Source organism: Coprococcus comes ATCC 27758, from assembly GCF_025149785.1.
Classification (GTDB): domain Bacteria; phylum Bacillota; class Clostridia; order Lachnospirales; family Lachnospiraceae; genus Allocoprococcus; species Allocoprococcus comes.
Window position 1 is genome coordinate 988,892 of record NZ_CP102277.1, and the last position, 20,122, is coordinate 1,009,013.

The window sequence follows — 20,122 nt, forward strand, 5'->3', positions numbered from 1 at the left end:
TATAATAAATGTGCTTGCAATAGAAAGACACATGTGCTTGTATCTGCTACAAAAACATGAACATGTAAAATGTTTGTGTATCACGGAAAATAGATTGAAAAGAGAAGAAAAATAGGGTATCCTAAGTATAGAAAAACAAAAGTAATAAAAAGTCCGCGTTAAACGGACATATGTGTCATGCGGAGGTAATGAAGATGAATGATAATAAAATGTGGGCGTTAGTAAAGGAAAAACCGGAACAGGGACTCTGGCTGAAAAGAGTACAGATTCCGGAAGTAGGACCAAATGACGTAAAGATCAAGATCCATAAAAATGCAATCTGTGGTACCGATGTACATATTTACCAGTGGAATGAATGGGCACAGCATACTATTCCGATCGGACTGACCGCAGGACATGAATATGTCGGGGAAGTTGTAGAAGTCGGTGCAGGTGTACAGGGATTCAAGGTGGGCGATCTGGTATCCGGTGAAGGACATATCACTTGTGGAAAATGCAGAAACTGTCTAGAAGGGCACAAAGAGAACTGCAAAGATGCCAAAGGCGTTGGGGTAAACCGGAACGGTGCGTTTGCAGAATATCTGGTTATTCCCGCTTCAAATGTATGGCCGTGCAATCCGGCAATTGATGAAGAATTATATGCGATCTTTGATCCATTTGGAAATGCAACCCATACTGCATTATCTTACGACATGCTTGGTGAAGATGTGCTGATCACAGGTGCAGGGCCGATTGGGATCATGGCAGCGGCGATTGCAAAATTTGCAGGAGCAAGACATGTGGTAATCACGGATATGAACCAGTACCGTCTGGATCTGGCAGCAAAAATGGGTGCGACCAGATGCGTTAATCTGACACAGGAAAAACTGACGGATGTGATGCATGAGATCGGAATGACAGAAGGCTTTGATATCGGACTTGAAATGTCCGGAAGCCAGCCGGGACTTTCTGATATGATCCATAACATGAAACATGGTGGAAAGATCGCACTTCTCGGATTGCAGAGACAGGATGCAACCGTAGATCTTGAGACAGTGATCTTCAATGGGTTGAATATCCGCGGAATTTATGGAAGAAAAGTATGGGATACCTGGTACAAGATGTCTACGATGATCCAGGCGGGACTTGATATTTCACCGATCATCACACACCATTTTGATATCCGCGATTATGAAAAAGGATTTGAGGCAATGATCTCAGGACAGTCAGGAAAGGTGATCCTTGACTGGGCACATATTAACGATTAGGAAAAGCAGAAGAAGGAGAGAATAAAATGGCAAGAAAAAATGATATTTTAAGTATTTATACAAAAGAAGTAGAACAGATCAAAGCAGATGGTCTTTTCAAAGGGGAAGCACCGTTCGTATCTCCGCAGGGCGCAAAGGTTGTAATGGAAGACGGAAGAGAGCTTCTTAATATGTGTGCCAATAACTATCTTGGACTTGGGGACAATCAGAGACTGATCGATGCAGCGAAGAGAACTTATGATGAAAAAGGATATGGGGTTGCTTCTGTCAGATTTATCTGCGGAACACAGGACATCCACAAAAAACTGGAAAAGAAGATTTCCGGATTTCTGGGAACAGATGATACGATTTTATATTCTTCCTGCTTTGATGCAAATGGTGGACTTTTTGAAACAATCCTGACTGCGGAGGATGCAGTGATCAGTGATGAACTGAACCATGCTTCCATCATTGACGGAGTTCGTCTCTGTAAGGCAAAAAGATACCGCTACAAAAATAACAACATGGAAGATCTGGAAGCACAGCTTCAGGCTGCAGATGCAGCAGGAGCAAGAGTCAAACTGATCGCTACAGACGGTGTATTTTCAATGGATGGAATCATCTGTAACTTAAAAGGTGTCTGTGATCTTGCTGATAAATACAACGCACTGGTTATGGTGGATGACAGCCATGCAGTTGGATTTGTAGGAGCACACGGCAGAGGAACTTCCGAATACTGTGGCGTAGAAGGAAGAGTGGATATCATTACAGGAACACTCGGAAAAGCACTCGGTGGGGCTTCCGGTGGATATACATCCGGAAGAAAAGAGATCATCGATCTGCTTCGTCAGAGAAGTCGTCCGTACCTGTTCTCCAACTCTCTTGCACCGGCAATCGCAGGAGCAAGTATTGAGATGTTCAATATGCTGGAAGAAAGCACCGAGCTTCGTGACCATCTGGAAGAAGTAACCGCATACTACCGCAAGCAGCTGGTAGAAAATGGATTTGATATCATCGAAGGAACCCATCCATGTGTACCGGTTATGCTTTATGATGAAAGACTTGCCGGAGAATATGCAAAGAAAATGATGGAAAAAGGGGTATATGTGGTTGCATTCTCTTATCCGGTTGTACCGAAAGGAAAAGCAAGAATCCGCACACAGGTATGCGCGAGCCATACAAAAGAAGATATTGATTTCATTATCAAATGTTTTAAAGAGACTAGAGAAGAGATTGGAAAATAAATTGCTACAGGATAGAAAAATGCCGGACAGTACAAAATGTTGCCCGGCATTTTGTGATGATATAACAGAGAAATTTGACTAAAAAATGTTACAGGAAAATTTTCGGAGGCGTTAAATAAAAATAAAAGAATATTTTTGGAATGTAATCATGGTAATTATGTAAACCCTGAAAAAATGGAGAGAAAAGCTTGTGGGAAAGGCAGGAATACTATAAAATAAACAGGGAACAATAAAAAGATGAATGGGGTGTCATCTGACAGAGGAGAGAAAAGATGGAACAAAAAATATACAATGAATATGTGGAAATTTTAAAGGAAGAGTTGCTTCCGGCGATGGGATGTACAGAGCCGATTGCAGTAGCTTACGCGGCAGCAGTTGCAGTTCAGGCTCTTGGGGAAAAACCGGAATCTGTAGAAGTAAATGTCAGTGCAAATATTATTAAGAATGTAAAAAGTGTCGTTGTACCGTGCACAGGAGGACTTCGCGGAATCGGTGCAGCAGTCTGTGCAGGGATTGTAGCCGGATGTCCGGAAAAAGAACTGGAAATTCTGGAAGAGATCACAGGGGAACAGAAAGTAGAAATGAAAAAGATGCTGGATACTATGCCGATGACAATCCGGGAATCCGATAAAGAATATATTTTCGACATCCAGATCAAGGCATGTGCAGGCGGACACAGCGGATACGTAGAGATCGCAGGTTTTCACACCAATGTGATCTGTGTAAAGAAAGATGATGAGATCATCAGAGAAAAAGCATATGAAGAGCAGGGATCCAGCTGTGCGACGGACCGTTCTCTTCTGACTGTGGAGAAGATCATTGAATTCGCAGACTGCGTAGACGTTGCAGACGTAGAGGAAGTTCTGCAGAGACAGATTGATTATAACTGGGCAATTGCCGAAGAGGGCATGACAGGAAACTGGGGAGCTGCCATTGGAAAGACTTTGATGGAAGCATATGGAAACAGTGTACATAACCGTGCGAAAGCGATGGCAGCGGCCGGATCGGATGCAAGAATGAACGGATGTGAACTTCCGGTTGTCATCAATTCGGGAAGCGGTAACCAGGGAATGACAACTTCTCTTCCGGTGATCGTCTATGCAAAAGAGCTGAATGTCTCAAAAGAGATGATGCTCCGCGCGCTGGTTGTGTCAAATCTGATCACAATCCATATGAAGACAGGAATCGGAAGACTGTCTGCATATTGTGGCGCGATCAGTGCAGGATGTGGTGCAGGTGCAGGAATCTGTTATCTGTATGGCGGACGTGCATATGAGATTTCTCATGTAATTGTAAATGCAGTTGCCATTAACTCAGGTGTTGTGTGTGATGGAGCGAAGGCAAGCTGCGCGGCAAAAATCGCATCAGCTGTAGAAGCAGGGCTTCTGGGACTTCAGATGCAGAAAAATGGAAAGCAGTTCTATGGCGGAGACGGACTTGTAGAAAAAGGTGTAGAAAACACGATCCGTAATATTGGAGAGCTTGCAAAGAAGGGAATGCGTGAGACGGATAAAACGATCATCCAGATCATGACAAGATAAGAAAAAGAGAAAAGAACTGGTAGAAGAGGCACTTGCATTTAACGGACTTAAGAAAAATATGACTAATATTGAAAAAATAAAACATCTGCGGTATGCATATCGCAGATGTTTTATTTTTGAACGTTAGCTATTTATACTTTTTATTTTTGAATATACTTCTTCAACAACAAAAGCGTATTCTTTACCCCATCCATATGGGATCTTTCATAGTTATGTGATGCATACACCCCAGGACCAACCAGACCATGGCGGATATCATATCCTGCCCGAAGAGTTGCCTCTACATCAGAACCGTAATGCGGATACACATCGATCGCATAATCCAATCCTTCTTCTTTTGCAGTTTCGGCAAGAGCAGATGTTACGTCGTAGTTGTAAGGACCGCCGGAATCTTTTGCGCAAATAGATACCATGCGTTCGGTACATCCGAGATCGGATCCGACGCAGCCCATGTCAACAGAAATCATCTCTGTTGTATCTTCGGCAACAAAACTTCCGCCGTGTCCGACTTCTTCATATACAGTGAAAAGAAGAGAAACTTTGCGGGAAAGCGCAATAGATTCATCTTTTACGCATTTTGCCAGACCGAGAAGGATGGAAGCAGAAAGCTTGTCATCTAAGAAACGGCTTTTGATATAACCGCTCGGTGTGATCTGGGTACGCGGGTCCATGGCGATGATATCTCCAGGCTGTACGCCAAGTGAAAGAGTTCCTTCTTTAGTGTCCACATTTTCATCCAGAAGGATTTCCATATTTTCTTCTTTTGTCTCAACAGCAGAATCTGCAACATGAACAGAAGGTTCAGTATTTAGTACTACACCGGTATAAACGCGTCCGTCGCGTGTGTGGATCGTGCAGTTTTCCCCATCAGCGGTACTCCACTGGTGTCCACCGAGAGTAGTCGGACGCAGTCTTCCATTTGCTTTGACAGAACGCACCATGGCACCGAGGGTATCAACGTGTGCTGCAAGTACCAGCGGATTCCCCTCTCCGCCGATCGTTACGAATACGTTGCCTTTGTTAGAAAGCTGTGGTTCATATCCCATATCTGATAAAGTCTTCATCAGGTATGCAGCCACATCTTTGGTATAACCGGATGGGCTTGGAATAGAAGTTAAAGCTTTCAGTTCGTTTCCGATAAATTCAAGATAATTTTGCATAGAAAATTCCCCCAAAAAATTTATAGTATATATCATAATAGTTTAATAGAAGAGGATGGAAAATGCAATATACATTGAAGGATAATTTAAAAAGGTTATAATAATTGATGAAAAAATAGATTTATGATTTATTAAAAAAGAATCAAATATTGTTTCCGATATATTTGCTGGTGAATTAACCGTATCAGGAGTATAATAGACTTAAAATATTATAGGAGGACAAGTTTAATTATGGGGGAAACATCAAACGCTAATCTACTGACAACGGGATCTATTCCGAAAAAGATTATTATGTTTGCGATTCCGCTTCTATGGGGGAATTTATTCCAGCAGTTGTATAATGTGGCGGATTCGCTGATCGTGGGAAATTTTCTTGGGAATAATGCACTTGCAGCTGTCAGCTCATCAGGGAATCTGATATTCCTGATGGTAGGATTTTTTGGGGGAATTGGCGTGGGAGCCGGTGTTGTCATTGCGAGGTATTTTGGAGCCGGAGAATATGAGAAGCTGAAAAAAGCAATCCATACGGCACTGGCATTTGGTGGCGTATGTGGAATTTTTCTTACGGTTGCCGCGTTGATCCTTGCACCGCAGATTTTAAAACTGATTGGTACGCCGGAAGAGGTACTGCCGAAATCACTGGTTTATTTCAGGGTGTATTTTGCAGGTTCACTTGGATTTGTAATTTATAACTTTGGAATGGGGATTTTGCAGTCACTTGGTGACAGTAAGAGTCCGGTCATCTATCTGATCATTTCAGCGTGTCTGAATGTGATTCTGGATCTGGTGCTGATCGGAGGTTTAGGATTTGGTGTAGGTGCAGCAGCTTTTGCAACGATTGTTTCACAGATATTAAGTGCGGTTCTGTGTATCAGAAAACTGCGCAGGGAACCAGAGGCGTTCCGGTTATCTTTTCGTGAACTTCGGATGAATGGGAATATGCTGCGGCTGATCGTGGTAAACGGAATACCGGCAGGAATCCAGAATTCCATTATTGCGGTTGCAAATGTATTTGTACAGTCGAATATTAATCAGTTTGGGGCTCTGGCAATGGCCGGGTGTGGGTCATATTCCAAAATTGAAGGATTTGGATTTATTCCGGTTACCTGCTTCTCACAGGCACTCACGACGTTTATTGGACAGAATCTGGGAGCAAAAGAGTATGACCGGACAAAAAAAGGGGCATTGTTTGGAACCATTTGTGGAATCGGGATAGCAGAAGTGATCGGAATAGCAGTTTTTTTCTTTTCACCATACCTGATCGCTGCGTTTGGAGGAGATCAAAAAGCAATTGAATATGGAATTGCAGAGGCACATACGATCGCTCTTTTCTATTGTCTGCTTGCGTTTTCGCATTGTATGGCAGCAATTCAGAGAGGGGCGGGAAGAAGTATTGTTCCGATGTTTGTTATGATGCTTGTATGGTGCGGAGTCCGGGTAACCTATATTAGTATTGTTATCAGGATTATTCCGGTGATCAATGTAATCTACTGGGCATATCCACTTACCTGGTTTATCAGTTCGGTGATATTTTTGATTCTGTTTCTTAAGACAGACTGGATTCACGGATTAGAGAAACAGTGACAGGGCGCATAAAAAAGAAAGCTATACACTACTTATGTAGTGTGCGGCTTTCTTTTTTTGTATTTTTTCCTGAAATTACAGGGAAAGGGAATGAAGTTCCGTAAAAAATGAAGGATAAGATACATCTACACACTGACCATCCTGGATTTCAGTATTTCCCTCGGCGGCAAGGGCTGCGATGGAAAAGGCCATTGCGATCCGGTGATCCAGATAACTGTTGATCTGTCCTCCATGAACCGGATTACCGCCACGGATGATCATGCCGTCGTCGGTTGGTGTTACATCAACGCCCATGGCAAGAAGTCCTTCTGTAGTTGTTTTGATACGGTCAGTCTCTTTGACCTTCAATTCGGCAGCATCCCTGATGATCGTAGTTCCCTCGGCGAAAGCAGCCATCACTGCAATCATCGGAATCTCATCGATCAGTGTAGGGATGATTGCACCTTCTACGGTGGTTCCGTGAAGAGCGCTTGTACGTACAAGAAGATCGGCAGTTGGTTCACCACTGTCACAATTTTCGTTTAGATAGGTAATGTCTGCCCCCATTGCCCTGCATATTTCAAGGATTCCGGCACGGGTCGGGTTAGTACCTACATTCTTTATCAGAAGTTCAGAACCTGGAACCAGAAGGGCAGCAGCGATGAAGTAAGCAGCAGAAGAAATATCTCCGGGAACCAGGATCTTCTGTCCGTATAATTCCTCACATGGGAGAATAGATGCAGTTGCACTGCCATCAGAATGTATTTCTGTCTGTACGTTGGCACCGAAGCCATTCAGCATCAGTTCTGTATGATTACGGGAAAGTACAGGTTCTGTAACCAGGGTTAATCCGTCTGCATAAAGTCCTGCCAGGAGTACGGAAGATTTAACCTGAGCAGAAGCTACTTTTGAGTGATAGTGGATTGCGTGCAGGGATGGATTCTGACCGGCAGGAAGCAGGCTGTTGATCAAAAGTGGTGCGCACCCGTTCCCATTCTGGCTTAAAATATCAGCGCCCATCATCCCAAGAGGCTCCATGATCCTCTTCATCGGGCGGGAGTTCAGAGAAGCATCGCCGGAAAGAGTGGTGGCAAACGGCTGACCGGAAAGAATACCGGAAATCAGTCTTGTGGTGGTTCCGCTGTTCCCCACATCTAAAAAAGAAGAAGGTTCGGAAAGTCCGTGAAGACCTTTGCCGTGAACCAGGATACGGTCAGGTGTGTCTTCGATATTGATTCCCATGGCACGAAAGCAGCCGATGGTAGAGAGGCAGTCGGCGCCGTGAAGAAAATGTGTGATCTCAGTAGTTCCTTTTGCCAGTGCACCGAACATAATAGAACGGTGGGAGATGGATTTATCGCCGGGAACAGATACTTCCCCGCGAAGCTGTTTAACAGGTTGGATTTGCATAATATAGTAACCTCTCATTCGTAAAATTCTATTTTCAAGCATTGTGACCAATTTACACAAAGTTCTGAAAAGATTTTTTGGACTGTCTTGCAATTCCCGCAATCCTCAAAAACATTCGTAATCCGCTCATTTTTCTTTGAAAAATGGCTACTTACTCATGCTTTTTGGCGGGTCAAGAGGTCAAAAATCCTCTTGCAAGCAAGCTTGCATCGGCTTTCTGACCTTTTGACCCTGGTATCATCATTTAATTATTAACGCTCATAAACAATATAACGATGCTTCTGCAAAAGTGCTACTGCCTTCTCACAGGAGATGCTGTCATAGAATTCGATGCGGAGTACGCCTTCTTCAAATTCACGGTTATGAACGATTCCGATGTTCTTAATGCTGAGTGCATTAGAAGCGAGGATGGTCGCAATGGTGGCGATCACACCGGCTTCATCCGGGATGTCACAGTAGATCTCGAATGCACGCTTGATCGGGCCGGCAGAACCGTTTGGCATGGAATTGCGGTAGTTCCGGGAATGGTCGAACATATCGTAGATTCCCTGGGAGTCTCCGGCATCAACCAGTTTTTTCGCTTCATTTAATGTTTCGATATAATTTCCAAGGATCTGGGAAATATTACTCTGATTCTGTGCACAGATATGTTCCCACATGGTCGGTGAGGAAGAGGCGATTCGCGTAATGTCCTTAAAGCCGCCGGCGGCGAGGGTTTTCATCAGCTCATCCTTGGTGTCGGTGTCTCTGACAAAGTTGACCAGACTTGCGGCAATGATATGTGGCAAGTGGCTGATCGTGCCGGTGACGATGTCGTGTTCATGATAATCCAGTACGATTGGAAGTGCACGCAAGGATTCTACGAAAGATGCGTATGCATCAACCTTTTTTTTCGCTACTTTGGCGGAAGGGGTGAGAACAAAGTAAGCGTTCTCAATCAGGATTGGTTTGGAATTGGCAAAACCACTCTTTTCGGAACCGGCCATCGGGTGTCCTCCGATAAAGTAATCCTCCAGTCCCAGCCGGATGATCTCGTCATGGATCGGAGTTTTGACACTTCCGACGTCAGTCAGGATCATATCATCATGCAGGTAAGGCATCATCTGCTTTAAATATGCAGTGTTGAAAGCGACCGGGGCACATAAGAAGATGTAGTTGCAGCCTCGGAAATTATCATCGATTGAGGTACAGGCCACATTGATGATGGATTCTTGTGTGGCAAGTGCCAGAGTTTCTCTATTCTTGTCGAAAGCGACAATCTCATAATCCGGATAATATCGCCGGATCGCCTTTGCAATAGAGCCCCCAATGAGTCCGAGTCCGATAAATCCGATTTTTTTCTGTTTCATAATCTTTCGTCCTTTCGTGATAGTCTACCTTTCATAATATAGGAAAACAGGCTATCTGTCAATAAAGCAATACTTTAAAGTGTAAAAGTGAAAGTTTTTGTTGAAATTCTATAAAATAGTTGTGTTTTTATAGAAAGTTTAGTACAATATATCCATGAGAAACTTTAGCAAGGAGGCAGCAAGCATGAAGGTTTACAGAACGGATGAAATTAGAAACGTGGTCCTTTTAGGACATGGGGGAAGCGGAAAGACCAGTCTGGCAGAAGCGATGGCTTATGTATCTGGAGCAACAAATCGTATGGGATCTGTTGAGAACGGTAATACGATCAGTGATTTTGATAAAGAAGAACAGAAACGTAAATTCTCACTTAGCACAAGTCTGATTCCGATTGAATGGGAAAAAGCAAAGATTAATATCCTTGATACACCTGGATATTTTGATTTTGTCGGAGAAGTGGAAGAAGCAGTCAGCGCAGCCGATGCAGCTGTTATCGTTGTTTCCGGAAAAGCCGGTGTGCAGGTAGGAACCGAGAAAGCATGGGAGCTCTGTGATAAGTATAATCTTCCGCGTATGATCTATGTTACTGAGATGGATGTGGATGATGCCAGCTTCCGTCAGGTTGTTGAAGATCTGACCGCAAGATACGGTAAAGTGATTGCACCACATTTCCAACCGATCCGTGAGAACGAGAAATTAGTAGGTTATGTCAATGTTATCAAGAATGCAGGTAGAAGATACACCGGACTTGGACAGAGAGAAGAGTGTGAGATTCCGGATTACTGTCTGCCGAACCTGCAGATTTACAGAGAGAAGCTTCTTGAAGCAGTGGCAGAGACCAGTGAAGCATTTATGGAACGTTATTTTGAGGGAGATGAATTCTCGGTTGAAGAGATCCGCTCTGCCATGAGAACAGAAGTTATGGACGGAGATATCGTTCCGGTAGCAATGGGATCCAATGTTCAGGCACAGGGTGTTGCAAACTTACTGTCTGATATCGTAAGATTTTTCCCAAGTCCGGAATACCGTGAATGCGTAGGCATCAACCGTAAGACCAATGAGATCTTTGAAGCACATCATGATTTTGCAGCCGCAAAGACCGCATATGTATTCAAGACCATGGTAGATCCGTTTATCGGAAAATATTCTTTCGTAAAAGTATGTTCCGGTGTATTAAAGGGGGATGATGTCCTTTACAATCCGGAGTCAGATGCAGAAGCAAAGATCGGCAAGATCTACACCTTATCCGGCAACAAACCGGTAGAAGTTCAGGAACTGTTTGCAGGTGATATCGGAGCGATTGCAAAACTGACAAGTACAAAGACAGGGGATACCCTTTCAACAAAAAATACACCGGTATCTTATGGAAGAACCGAATACTCCAAACCGTATACATATATGAAGTATGTAGTGAATAACAAAGGTGATGAGGACAAGGTATCACAGGCTCTTGCGAAGATGATGGCAGAGGATGTGACACTGAAAGTGGTAAATGACAGTGAGAACCGCCAGTCACTGATTTATGGAATGGGTGACCAGCATCTGGAAGTGACAGCAAGCAAGCTGGCAGAGCGTTACAAAGTCGGAATCAGACTGGAGACACCAAAAGTTGCGTTCCGTGAGACGATCCGCAAGAACTCGGATGTAGATACCAAGTATAAGAAACAGTCCGGAGGACATGGACAGTATGGACATGTTAAGATGCGTTTTGAACCATCCGGAGATCTGGATACACCGTATGTATTCCAGGAAGAAGTAGTCGGAGGTGCTGTTCCGAAGAACTACTTCCCGGCGGTTGAAAAAGGATTGCAGGAATCTGTATTAAAAGGACCTCTCGCCGGATATCCGGTAGTTGGTGTGAAAGCAACTCTGTATGATGGATCTTACCATCCGGTAGATTCTTCTGAAATGGCATTTAAGACTGCGACGATCCAGGCATTTAAGAAAGGATTTATGGAAGCAGGACCGGTTCTTCTTGAGCCAATCGCATCTGTGAAAGTAACCGTTCCGGATGATTATACCGGAGACGTTATGGGAGATCTGAACAAGAGACGTGGCCGTGTTCTTGGAATGAATCCACAGTCAGGCGGATATCAGGTAATTGAAGCGGATGTACCGATGACAGGCATGTTTGGATATTGCACAACACTTCGTTCTATGACAGGTGGACGAGGAAGCTATTCGTATGAATTTGCCCGTTATGAACAGGCTCCGGCAGATGTACAGGAAAAAGAAATTGAAAAGCGTGCAGCTGAAGAATAAGAATAAGGAAAAGCCGGGAGAAAATCCCGGTTTTTTCTATTGTACTTTCGTGCTAAAAGTGGTATACATATTATGATGGTGGCAGCTTCGGCTGTCCCATTGGTATTTTATACAATTTTAGTATTAAAGGCTTAGTATTAAGAGCAAAAGTAGAGGAAAAGAAAAATGAAAATTGTAATTATTGGGGACGGGAAGGTTGGTCATAAACTGACCATACAGTTATCCGAAGAAAATTACGATGTGGTTTTGATTGACCAGAATGAGGGGAAATTAAAAGAAGCACTGAATCAGCTTGATATTCTCTGCATTACCGGAGATGGTGCAGATGCGAAAGTGCAGAAAGAAGCAGGAGTGCCGGGCGCTGATCTTGTTGTGGCATGTGCATCGACAGACGAACTGAATATGCTGAGCTGCCTGCTCGCAAAGAGACTGGGGGCAAAGCACACGATCGCCCGTGTAAGGAATCCGATCTATTATCAGCAGATCGATCTTTTGAAAGAGGACTTAAGACTGAGTATGGCTGTCAACCCGGAACTTGCGGCTGCATTTGAGATTTCCAGATCGATCCTTCTTCCAGATACTGCAAAGGTAGAGACTTTTATGAAGGGAAAAGTCGAAATGGTAGAATTCATTGTCAAAGAAAGAAGCCATCTGGGCGGAGTATCGCTTGCTGAGCTTTACCGCAAGTTCCAGATCAAAGTTCTGGTATGTGCTGTAAGACGTGGATCGGAAGTGATCATCCCGAATGGTGATTTTGTCATCCATGATGGAGACCGGCTTCATATTGTTGCATCCCACAAATATATTGAAGAATTTTTCCATCTGATCGGAAAGCGGAAAGAGCCGAAGAATATTCTGGTTTGTGGTGGGGGAAAAGTCGGATATTATCTGGCAAAACAGCTTTTAGGACTTGGTATGCAGGTTAAGATCATTGAGCAGGACTGGAAGAAATGCGAAGATCTCTGCGACCAGCTTCCGAAAGCGACGATCATCTGTGGGAATGCCGCAGACCATGATCTTCTGATCGAAGAAGGAATTGAACAGGCAGATGCCCTGGTCAGCCTGACCGGTATGGATGAGGAGAATATTATCCTTGCACTTTTTGCAAAGACAAAAGGTGTGGACAAGATCGTGGCAAAGGTCAACGAAGACGGACGTGCCCAGCTTGTCGAGGAACTTGGGATCGATCTGATCGTATCGGCAAAGACTGCAACAGCAGATGCGATTATGAGTTATGTGCGTGCACGCCAGAATTCTCTCAAGAATGTCAATGTTGAATCTATGTATCAGCTGGTTGGCGGAAGAGTAGAAGCACTGGAATTTATTATCAAAGAAAAAACAGAATATACAGATATCCCGTTTAAGGATCTGGAACTGAAGCCGAACAATCTGATCGCATGTATCGGAAGAAAACGGCAGATCATTATTCCGGACGGGGATGAATCCATTCAGGTGGGCGACAGTGTTGTAATCGTTAAGACCCAGAAGAAAGTTAAGGATATCACAGATATTCTGGCTGAGCAATAGGGGTGAAAAGAAATGAATGTGAAAATGATACGCTATATCATCAGTAAGATGATGGGAGCAGAGGGACTGCTGATGCTGCTTCCGATGATGGTTGGAATTATTTATGGCGAGCACACATCGGTTTATTTTCTGATTACAGCTGCGATCCTGACGGCAATTTATCTGCTGTTTGGCAGAAAATGCCCGGAGAACATGACGATTTATGCCAAAGAAGGTCTGATCATTGTTGCAACGGCCTGGATTTTCTGGTCACTTGCAGGTGCACTTCCATTTGTACTCAGTAAAAGTATTCCAAGCTATGTGGATGCTTTTTTTGAAACAGTATCCGGATTTACGACGACAGGTTCTACGATCCTGACTGAGATTGAAGGACTTCCGAAAGGAATTCTTTTCTGGCGTTCCCTGACACATTGGGTTGGTGGAATGGGAGTGCTGGTATTTGTTATGGTACTTACCTCTCTGGATGAGAAGAATTCCATGCATCTGATGCGTGCGGAAGTTCCGGGGCCAGAGGCAGATAAACTGGTTCCAAAGGCAAGAGGAACCGCAAGGATCCTGTATGGAATGTATTTTGCACTGACTACAATTGAGGTAGTTTTTCTTCTGGCAGGAGGGATGAACCTGTTTGACGCAGTGACACATGCATTCAGTACTGCCGGTACCGGAGGATTTTCCGGCTACAATGCAAGTGTGGCACACTTCAACAGTGCCTACATTGATGGTGTGATCACCGTATTTATGATCCTGTTTGGTATCAATTTTAACCTGTATTTCTTTCTGCTTTTGAAAGAATTTAAGAGTGTATTTAAGAATGAGGAGCTGCGTGCTTACCTGGGAATCATTGCAGGAGCAACCGTTGTGATCACCTGCAATATCGCCGGAGGTTATCATTCTCTTTTAAAGGCATTCCGCTATGCGGCGTTCCAGGTGGCATCCGTGATCACGACAACTGGATTTGTGACGGCAGATTTCAACAAGTGGCCGGAGCTTTCCAAATGTGTTCTGCTTCTTGTGATGGTAATCGGTGCTTCTGCCGGTTCAACAGGCGGTGGTATCAAAGTATCAAGACTTCTGATCCTGGTAAAAAGCATCCGCCGGGAGCTGAAAACTATGATCCATCCGAAAGCAGTCAATATCGTAAAAGTAAATGGGAAAAAAGTGAAAGAAGAGACGATGCGGGGGGTATATATATACTTTATTGCGTATATACTAATCCTGATCGTATCCGTGCTTCTGATCTCGATCAATAACTTTGATTTTACTACTTCATTTACCGGAGTGCTTACTACACTTAATAATGTAGGACCGGGACTGAATCTGGTAGGACCGGTGGAAAATTTTGCGAAGTTCTCAGACTTCTCGAAGATTGTGTTCTGCGTGGATATGCTGATCGGACGACTGGAGATCTTCCCGTTCCTGATGCTGTTCTCGCCGTCACTTTGGAGTAGAAAATTCTAAGACAGCTTTGGTAAGGCAAAACGATGAAAAGGAGAATTTATGAAAAAGAAAAATATAGCGATCAGTTTTCTGCTGCTTTTAGTGGCAGCAGGAATCTGGTATTATGTATCACTGCCGGCTTTTAATATCCATTCTTCCGGAGTGTGGTATTTTGTGCTTGTTCTGGTGCTTGCGGTCGGTCTTGTGCTTGCAGGAAAAAAAGGCTTGCGATACGGAGCGATTGATCTGAAGGAGATGAAAGAATCCAAAGGTTTCAAATGGTGTGTCCGTCTTTTTATTCTTTTGTTAGTGATTTATCTGGCTGGAACCATTCTTTCTTCACCGATTGTGAATGCGAAGAAATACCAACAGCTTCTGAAGGTAGAAGAGGGCGAATTCACAAAAGATATCGAGGAGCTTTCCTTTGACCAGATCCCGCTTCTGGATAAGGAGTCTGCGCAGCTTTTAGGAGACCGGAAGATGGGAAGCATGTCAGACATGGTATCCCAGTTTGAGGTGGACGATATCTACAGTCAGATCAACTACAAGGATCGTCCGGTCCGTGTGTCACCTTTGAAATATGCGAATCTGATCAAATGGTTTACCAATCGGAAAGATGGACTTCCTGCATATATCCGGATCGATATGGCAAGTCAGACAACGGAGATGGTAAAGCTGGAGCAGGGAATGAAGTATTCGACCAGCGAGCATTTTGGAAGAAATATTTACCGTCATCTTCGTTTTGCGCATCCGACTTATATTTACGGAGACCTTAGTTTTGAAATTGATGATAATGGTGTTCCATACTGGGTAGCACCGGTCAAAAAGTATAATATCGGTCTTTTCGGAGGAGAAACGGTAGGGCATGTGGTGCTCTGCAATGCGATCACCGGCGAAATGCAGGACTACAGGATCGATGAAGTCCCGGAATGGATCGACCGAGCCTATTCGGCAGATCTTCTGGTACAGCTTTATGATTATTATGGCACGTTAAAGCATGGGTATTTTAACAGTGTACTCAGCCAGAAAGATTGTCTGAAGACAACAAACGGATATAATTATCTGGCGATTGATGATGATGTATGGGTGTACACGGGAGTAACTTCTGTAAACAGTGACCAGTCCAATGTGGGATTTGTTCTGATGAACCAGAGAACTATGGAGACAAAGTATTATCCGGTGGCAGGTGCGATCGAGGATTCTGCGATGGCATCGGCAGAAGGACAGGTACAGAACCTGAAGTATCGGGCGACTTTCCCGCTGCTGCTTAACATTTCCGGGGAGCCGACTTACTTTATGGCACTTAAGGATGATGCAGGACTTGTGAAAAAGTATGCAATGGTCAATGTCCAGAAGTACCAGGTTGTTGCGATCGGGGATACGGTAAGTGTATGTGAAGAATCCTACAATAATCTGCTTCTTACCAATGGAATCAAGGAAAAAGAAGAAGTGAAGATGGATACCGGCACGATCGAAGGAAAGATCACGAAAATCGCCCAGGGCGTTATAGATGGAGATTCTCATTACTACATTATGCTGGAAGGATCAGATGAGATTTTTGATGTATCGGTAGTCGATTTTATTGAGATTATCAAGTACAATGTGGGAGATGATGTAAAACTGGAGTATGCAAAAGGGGATAAGGCAAATACGGTTTTGTCTTTGAAATAGCATGATGTTGGGGCTGTGAAAAAAGCATAGTCCCGAAAAAAAGAAGGACCAAGGGTTTATTATAAACCCTAAGGTCCTTCTTTCTGTTATAATTAGCTTGCAATGAAAATTAATAACATAATCTATTCTAACCCAAAACAGGCAGTTTTGCCACTGCTAATTCAAGATTATCTGGACATCTGTGATCCAGTGCTGACTTTTGACAAATTTATGGGAGAAATTGAACTGGAGAAGTATCTGAAAAATATTCCACAACATTATACAGGAAGACTCAGATATGACCCGGTCAGCATGCTGAAGACAGTTTTGTTCGGATTTATGGCGAATGGCTATATATCATTACGTGAGTTGGAGGACCAGTGTAAAGTCAATCTCCGCTTCATGTATCTCATGGATCATCAAACACCTTCTTATCGTACCTTCGGCTACTTCATTAACGAGGTACTTGCTGATTCCATTAAAGAAATATTTCAAGACATAAATAAAAAAATCTTCGAGACAGAACATGTGGATCTCCAACATCTATACATCGATGGCTCCAAGTTTGAAGCAAATACAAATAAATATTCCTGGGTGTGGAAAAAAGCCACAGAAAAATCCAGATACCGTCTCTTTGATAAGATTACTACACTCTTTGAGGAAATCAATGAAGAACTGTCATGTACAGGGATAAAGCTTTGTATCAATAGTGAGTATGCACCTGAGTATCTGAAGAAAGCGACTGAACAGTATGCAGAAGCCTGGCAGATTGATGAAACGATGTTTGTTCATGGGAGGGGACATCGCAAAACCACGCAGCAACGTCATTATGAGAAACTTAGGGAGTATGCTGTAAAACTAGAAGAATACGTGGAAAAAATCAAAATCTGTGGGAAGGAACGCAACAGCTACTCAAAGACAGATCATTCAGCCACTTTTATGCGGATCAAGACGGACTATATGGGAAATGACCAGCTGCTTCCAGCTTACAATGTGCAGGTTGGTGTTGCGGATGAATACATTGCTGTTGTTGATGTAAATCAGTATCGCTCAGACATGGATTGTTTTATTCCGTTGATGAACGAGTTTTATACTACATATGGCTTTTATCCGAAGTATCCAGTGGCAGATGCCGGATATGGTTCTTACAACAATTACATCTTTTGTGAACAGCATGGAATGGAAAAGTATATGAAATTCACCATGTTCAAGAAAGAGACTACTGACAGGAAGTATCGTGAAGATCCATTCCGAGCGGTAAATTTTCCAATTGGTGAAGACGGAATCATGCGTTGTCCAAACGGGAAAAACTTTTATCTTCGGTATCGAAAAAACGTAAAGGGAAACAAGTATGGACGTCAGGAAGAATACTACCAGTGTGAAGACTGTTCCGGATGTCCATACGCAGAACAATGTAAAAAGACAGATAAAAACCGTATCGTTCGGATCAACCGTGAACTTACAGCGATGCATCAGGAAGTAATTGAAAATCTTGAAAGTATCCAGGGAGCACTTCTAAGAATGAATAGATCTATTCAGGCAGAAGGTACATTTGGCATCATCAAAAACGACCGTTGGTACAAAAGAATTGTCCGAAGAGGAATAAAATCTGTTCTGCTGGAAGTATTTCTTGTTTCTATTGGACACAATCTTTATAAATATCACAACAAACAGAAAAAAGTTGCAACTGCCGCATAGGATTCCATAATAGCTTTCTTATGGGGAAAGGGGAGTTATACACTTTTTTATGAACTATAACTACTGTTGTATTCATAAGCAAAGGACGCATGAAAAAACTTTCGTTTTTTCACACGCCCTTTGATACCAGATTGCGAGAGTGCAAAAATCCTCTTGCAAGCAAGCTTGCATCGGCTTTCTGACCTTTTGACCCTGGTATCATAGCATAAAAAGAATGTGCTCTGCCACATTTGGAAAACCATAAAAGGAGGGATGAAGATTTACAGAAAATCTTCATCCCTCCTTTTGGATAATGTCTATCTTAGTTAAGGAGTGTACAATCTTCAAAATCTACATTACCAAGCTGTTCATTCGTTGCACTGATGCTGACATAAAAATCTACATCATTTTCTTTGGAGATCTTTTTCAGTGTTTCGATGAAAGAAGGAATGTTCTCAAGTGTGATGTCGGCGTGCTTTAAAATACCGTCGATAAAGATTGCTTTGATATCATGGTCTGCGCTTAACATACCGTAAATAAATCCAAGATATTCATCGGTATTGGTGATTACATCATAGTCATCCATGCAGATCGCTCTGATGTTGAAAGATAAGCTGTATGTATCTCTGTGGCTCTTCTTGATGAAGAATACGTTTCCTTCACATGTCTTTACAGCTTCGTTAGCACGTTCGATCATTTGCTGGGTTTTTCCGCTTCCTTTTGGGCCTGTCAATAAATTAACCATATTATCAAGTCTCCTTTGTTTATGAATTTGTACTAAAAAAGTACGAGATTTTATAAAACTATTATACACTAATCACAATGCATTAACAAGCTATTTATTTGCATCTTTTAAAGAAATGTGATACGATATAGCTCGGAAACAATTTACAGTTAGAAAAGGCTAATTTATGAAATTATAATAATAAGAAAAGAGGAACGAAAAATGACGAAAGTTGATATTATTTCTGGTTTCCTGGGAGCAGGAAAGACAACATTCATCAAGAAACTGATCGAGGATGTATTTCCGGGAGAAAGACTGGTCCTGATCGAGAACGAATTTGGGGAGATCGGTATTGATGGCGGATTCTTAAAAGATGCCGGCGTTGAGATCACAGAGATGAACTCAGGATGTATCTGCTGTACACTGGTGGGGGATTTTAGCAAAGCACTTCAGAAAGTACTTGTAGATTATACACCGGATCGTGTCATCATCGAACCTTCAGGAGTTGGAAAGCTTTCTGATGTTGTAAAAGCAATCGAGGGTGTCAAAGATGAGGCAGATATTGAGATTGACGGAAGAATCACAGTTGTTGACGGTAAGAAAGCAAAGATCTATCTCAAGAACTTCGGAGAATTCTTCAATAACCAGGTAGAGCATGCATCTACGATCGTTATCAGCCGTACCCAGATGATGACAGATGAAAAGGTAGAAGAGTGCGTGCATATGCTGCGTGAGAAAAATGCAGAGGCAACCATTATTTCCACACCTTGGGAAGAACTTGGAAAAGATGCCGTTTTGCATGCCCTGCAGCATGGCGCTGAGATCGAAGGTATCCTGGAAGAACATGCACATGAGCATGACGACCACGAACATCATTATCATCATGATGACGAATGTGGCTGCGGTCATGATCACGAGCATCATCACGATCACGAAGAGCATGAGCATCATCACGAACATGATGAGAACTGCACCTGCGGATGCCACGATCATGACCATGAACACCATCATGATGAGAACTGCACCTGCGGATGCCATGACCATCACCACGGACACGAAGGACATCATCATGCAGATGAAGTATTTACAAGCTGGGGCAAGGAGACTGCTCATAAGTATACAGAAGAAGAACTGGATTACCTGCTGAAAGCATTATCTGAGACAGATGCTTACGGAACCGTACTTCGTTCCAAAGGAATTATCCAGATGGCAGACGGTTCCTGGAAGCAGTTTGATATGGTTCCGGAAGAATATGAAGTCCGTGAGGGACAGGCTGATTACACAGGACGTGTATGCGTGATCGGAACAGATCTCAAAGAAGAGGATCTGATTAAGTTATTCCATATCTAGGAGG

At 43.1% G+C, this 20,122-nt stretch carries 14 protein-coding genes; 10 read left to right on the forward strand and 4 right to left on the reverse strand.

Translation table 11 applies throughout. The features are described from left to right. Positions 1-194 precede the first annotated feature (194 nt). The 3 genes from tdh to NQ556_RS04955 all read left to right on the forward strand — a co-directional run bounded on the left by tdh (position 195) and on the right by NQ556_RS04955 (position 4,011). Positions 195-1,247, forward strand: coding sequence for an L-threonine 3-dehydrogenase (tdh, locus tag NQ556_RS04945; RefSeq protein ID WP_022220730.1), 1,053 nt, complete (start codon positions 195-197; stop codon positions 1,245-1,247). A 26-nt stretch (positions 1,248-1,273) separates the two neighbouring features. Further along, a complete protein-coding gene (locus NQ556_RS04950; protein ID WP_022220729.1) occupies positions 1,274-2,470 on the forward strand; it encodes a glycine C-acetyltransferase in 1,197 nt (398 codons plus the stop codon). Between the two features lie 272 nt (positions 2,471-2,742). Next, complete coding sequence (locus tag NQ556_RS04955; protein WP_008371747.1) at positions 2,743-4,011, forward strand: L-cysteine desulfidase family protein; 1,269 nt, start codon at positions 2,743-2,745, stop codon at positions 4,009-4,011. A gap of 140 nt (positions 4,012-4,151) precedes the next feature. On the opposite strand, the gene NQ556_RS04960 is transcribed toward NQ556_RS04955, so the two are convergent. Beyond that, positions 4,152-5,171, reverse strand: a complete 1,020-nt coding sequence (locus NQ556_RS04960) for a M42 family metallopeptidase (RefSeq protein ID WP_022220728.1) — start codon at positions 5,169-5,171, stop codon at positions 4,152-4,154. Positions 5,172-5,402: 231 nt separating this feature from the next. Between NQ556_RS04960 and NQ556_RS04965 the strand changes: the two genes are divergently transcribed. Further along, a complete protein-coding gene (locus NQ556_RS04965) occupies positions 5,403-6,755 on the forward strand; it encodes an MATE family efflux transporter (RefSeq protein WP_008371744.1) in 1,353 nt (450 codons plus the stop codon). 75 nt (positions 6,756-6,830) lie between these two features. Here NQ556_RS04965 and aroA read toward each other — a convergent pair whose 3' ends face one another. Both aroA and NQ556_RS04975 read right to left on the reverse strand, forming a co-directional pair. Beyond that, on the reverse strand, positions 6,831-8,144 hold the full coding sequence (gene aroA, locus NQ556_RS04970; protein ID WP_044998927.1) for a 3-phosphoshikimate 1-carboxyvinyltransferase: 1,314 nt from the start codon (positions 8,142-8,144) through the stop codon (positions 6,831-6,833). A gap of 251 nt (positions 8,145-8,395) precedes the next feature. Then, positions 8,396-9,493 carry a prephenate dehydrogenase gene (locus NQ556_RS04975; RefSeq protein WP_022220726.1) on the reverse strand — a complete coding sequence of 366 codons (1,098 nt, stop codon included), beginning with the start codon at positions 9,491-9,493 and terminating at the stop codon, positions 8,396-8,398. 184 nt (positions 9,494-9,677) lie between these two features. Between NQ556_RS04975 and NQ556_RS04980 the strand changes: the two genes are divergently transcribed. The 5 genes from NQ556_RS04980 (at position 9,678) to NQ556_RS05000 (ending at position 18,065) form a co-directional block, all read left to right on the forward strand. Then, on the forward strand, positions 9,678-11,753 hold the full coding sequence (locus tag NQ556_RS04980) for an elongation factor G (RefSeq protein ID WP_022220725.1): 2,076 nt from the start codon (positions 9,678-9,680) through the stop codon (positions 11,751-11,753). Positions 11,754-11,918: 165 nt separating this feature from the next. After that, positions 11,919-13,280 carry a Trk system potassium transporter TrkA gene (gene trkA, locus NQ556_RS04985; RefSeq protein WP_204575863.1) on the forward strand — a complete coding sequence of 454 codons (1,362 nt, stop codon included), beginning with the start codon at positions 11,919-11,921 and terminating at the stop codon, positions 13,278-13,280. 12 nt (positions 13,281-13,292) lie between these two features. Then, a complete protein-coding gene (locus NQ556_RS04990) occupies positions 13,293-14,738 on the forward strand; it encodes a TrkH family potassium uptake protein (RefSeq protein ID WP_008371730.1) in 1,446 nt (481 codons plus the stop codon). 39 nt (positions 14,739-14,777) lie between these two features. Next, positions 14,778-16,388: a hypothetical protein gene (locus NQ556_RS04995; RefSeq protein WP_008371728.1), complete on the forward strand. Its 1,611-nt coding sequence runs from the start codon at positions 14,778-14,780 to the stop codon at positions 16,386-16,388. A 102-nt stretch (positions 16,389-16,490) separates the two neighbouring features. Continuing rightward, entirely contained in the window at positions 16,491-18,065 is a 1,575-nt protein-coding gene (locus NQ556_RS05000; protein WP_055156304.1) for an IS1182 family transposase, read from the forward strand. A 301-nt stretch (positions 18,066-18,366) separates the two neighbouring features. On the opposite strand, the gene NQ556_RS05005 is transcribed toward NQ556_RS05000, so the two are convergent. Beyond that, positions 18,367-18,789, reverse strand: coding sequence for a DsrE family protein (locus tag NQ556_RS05005; RefSeq protein ID WP_008369803.1), 423 nt, complete (start codon positions 18,787-18,789; stop codon positions 18,367-18,369). A 201-nt stretch (positions 18,790-18,990) separates the two neighbouring features. Between NQ556_RS05005 and NQ556_RS05010 the strand changes: the two genes are divergently transcribed. After that, complete coding sequence (locus NQ556_RS05010; RefSeq protein ID WP_008369800.1) at positions 18,991-20,118, forward strand: CobW family GTP-binding protein; 1,128 nt, start codon at positions 18,991-18,993, stop codon at positions 20,116-20,118. The last annotated feature ends 4 nt before the right edge of the window (positions 20,119-20,122 follow it).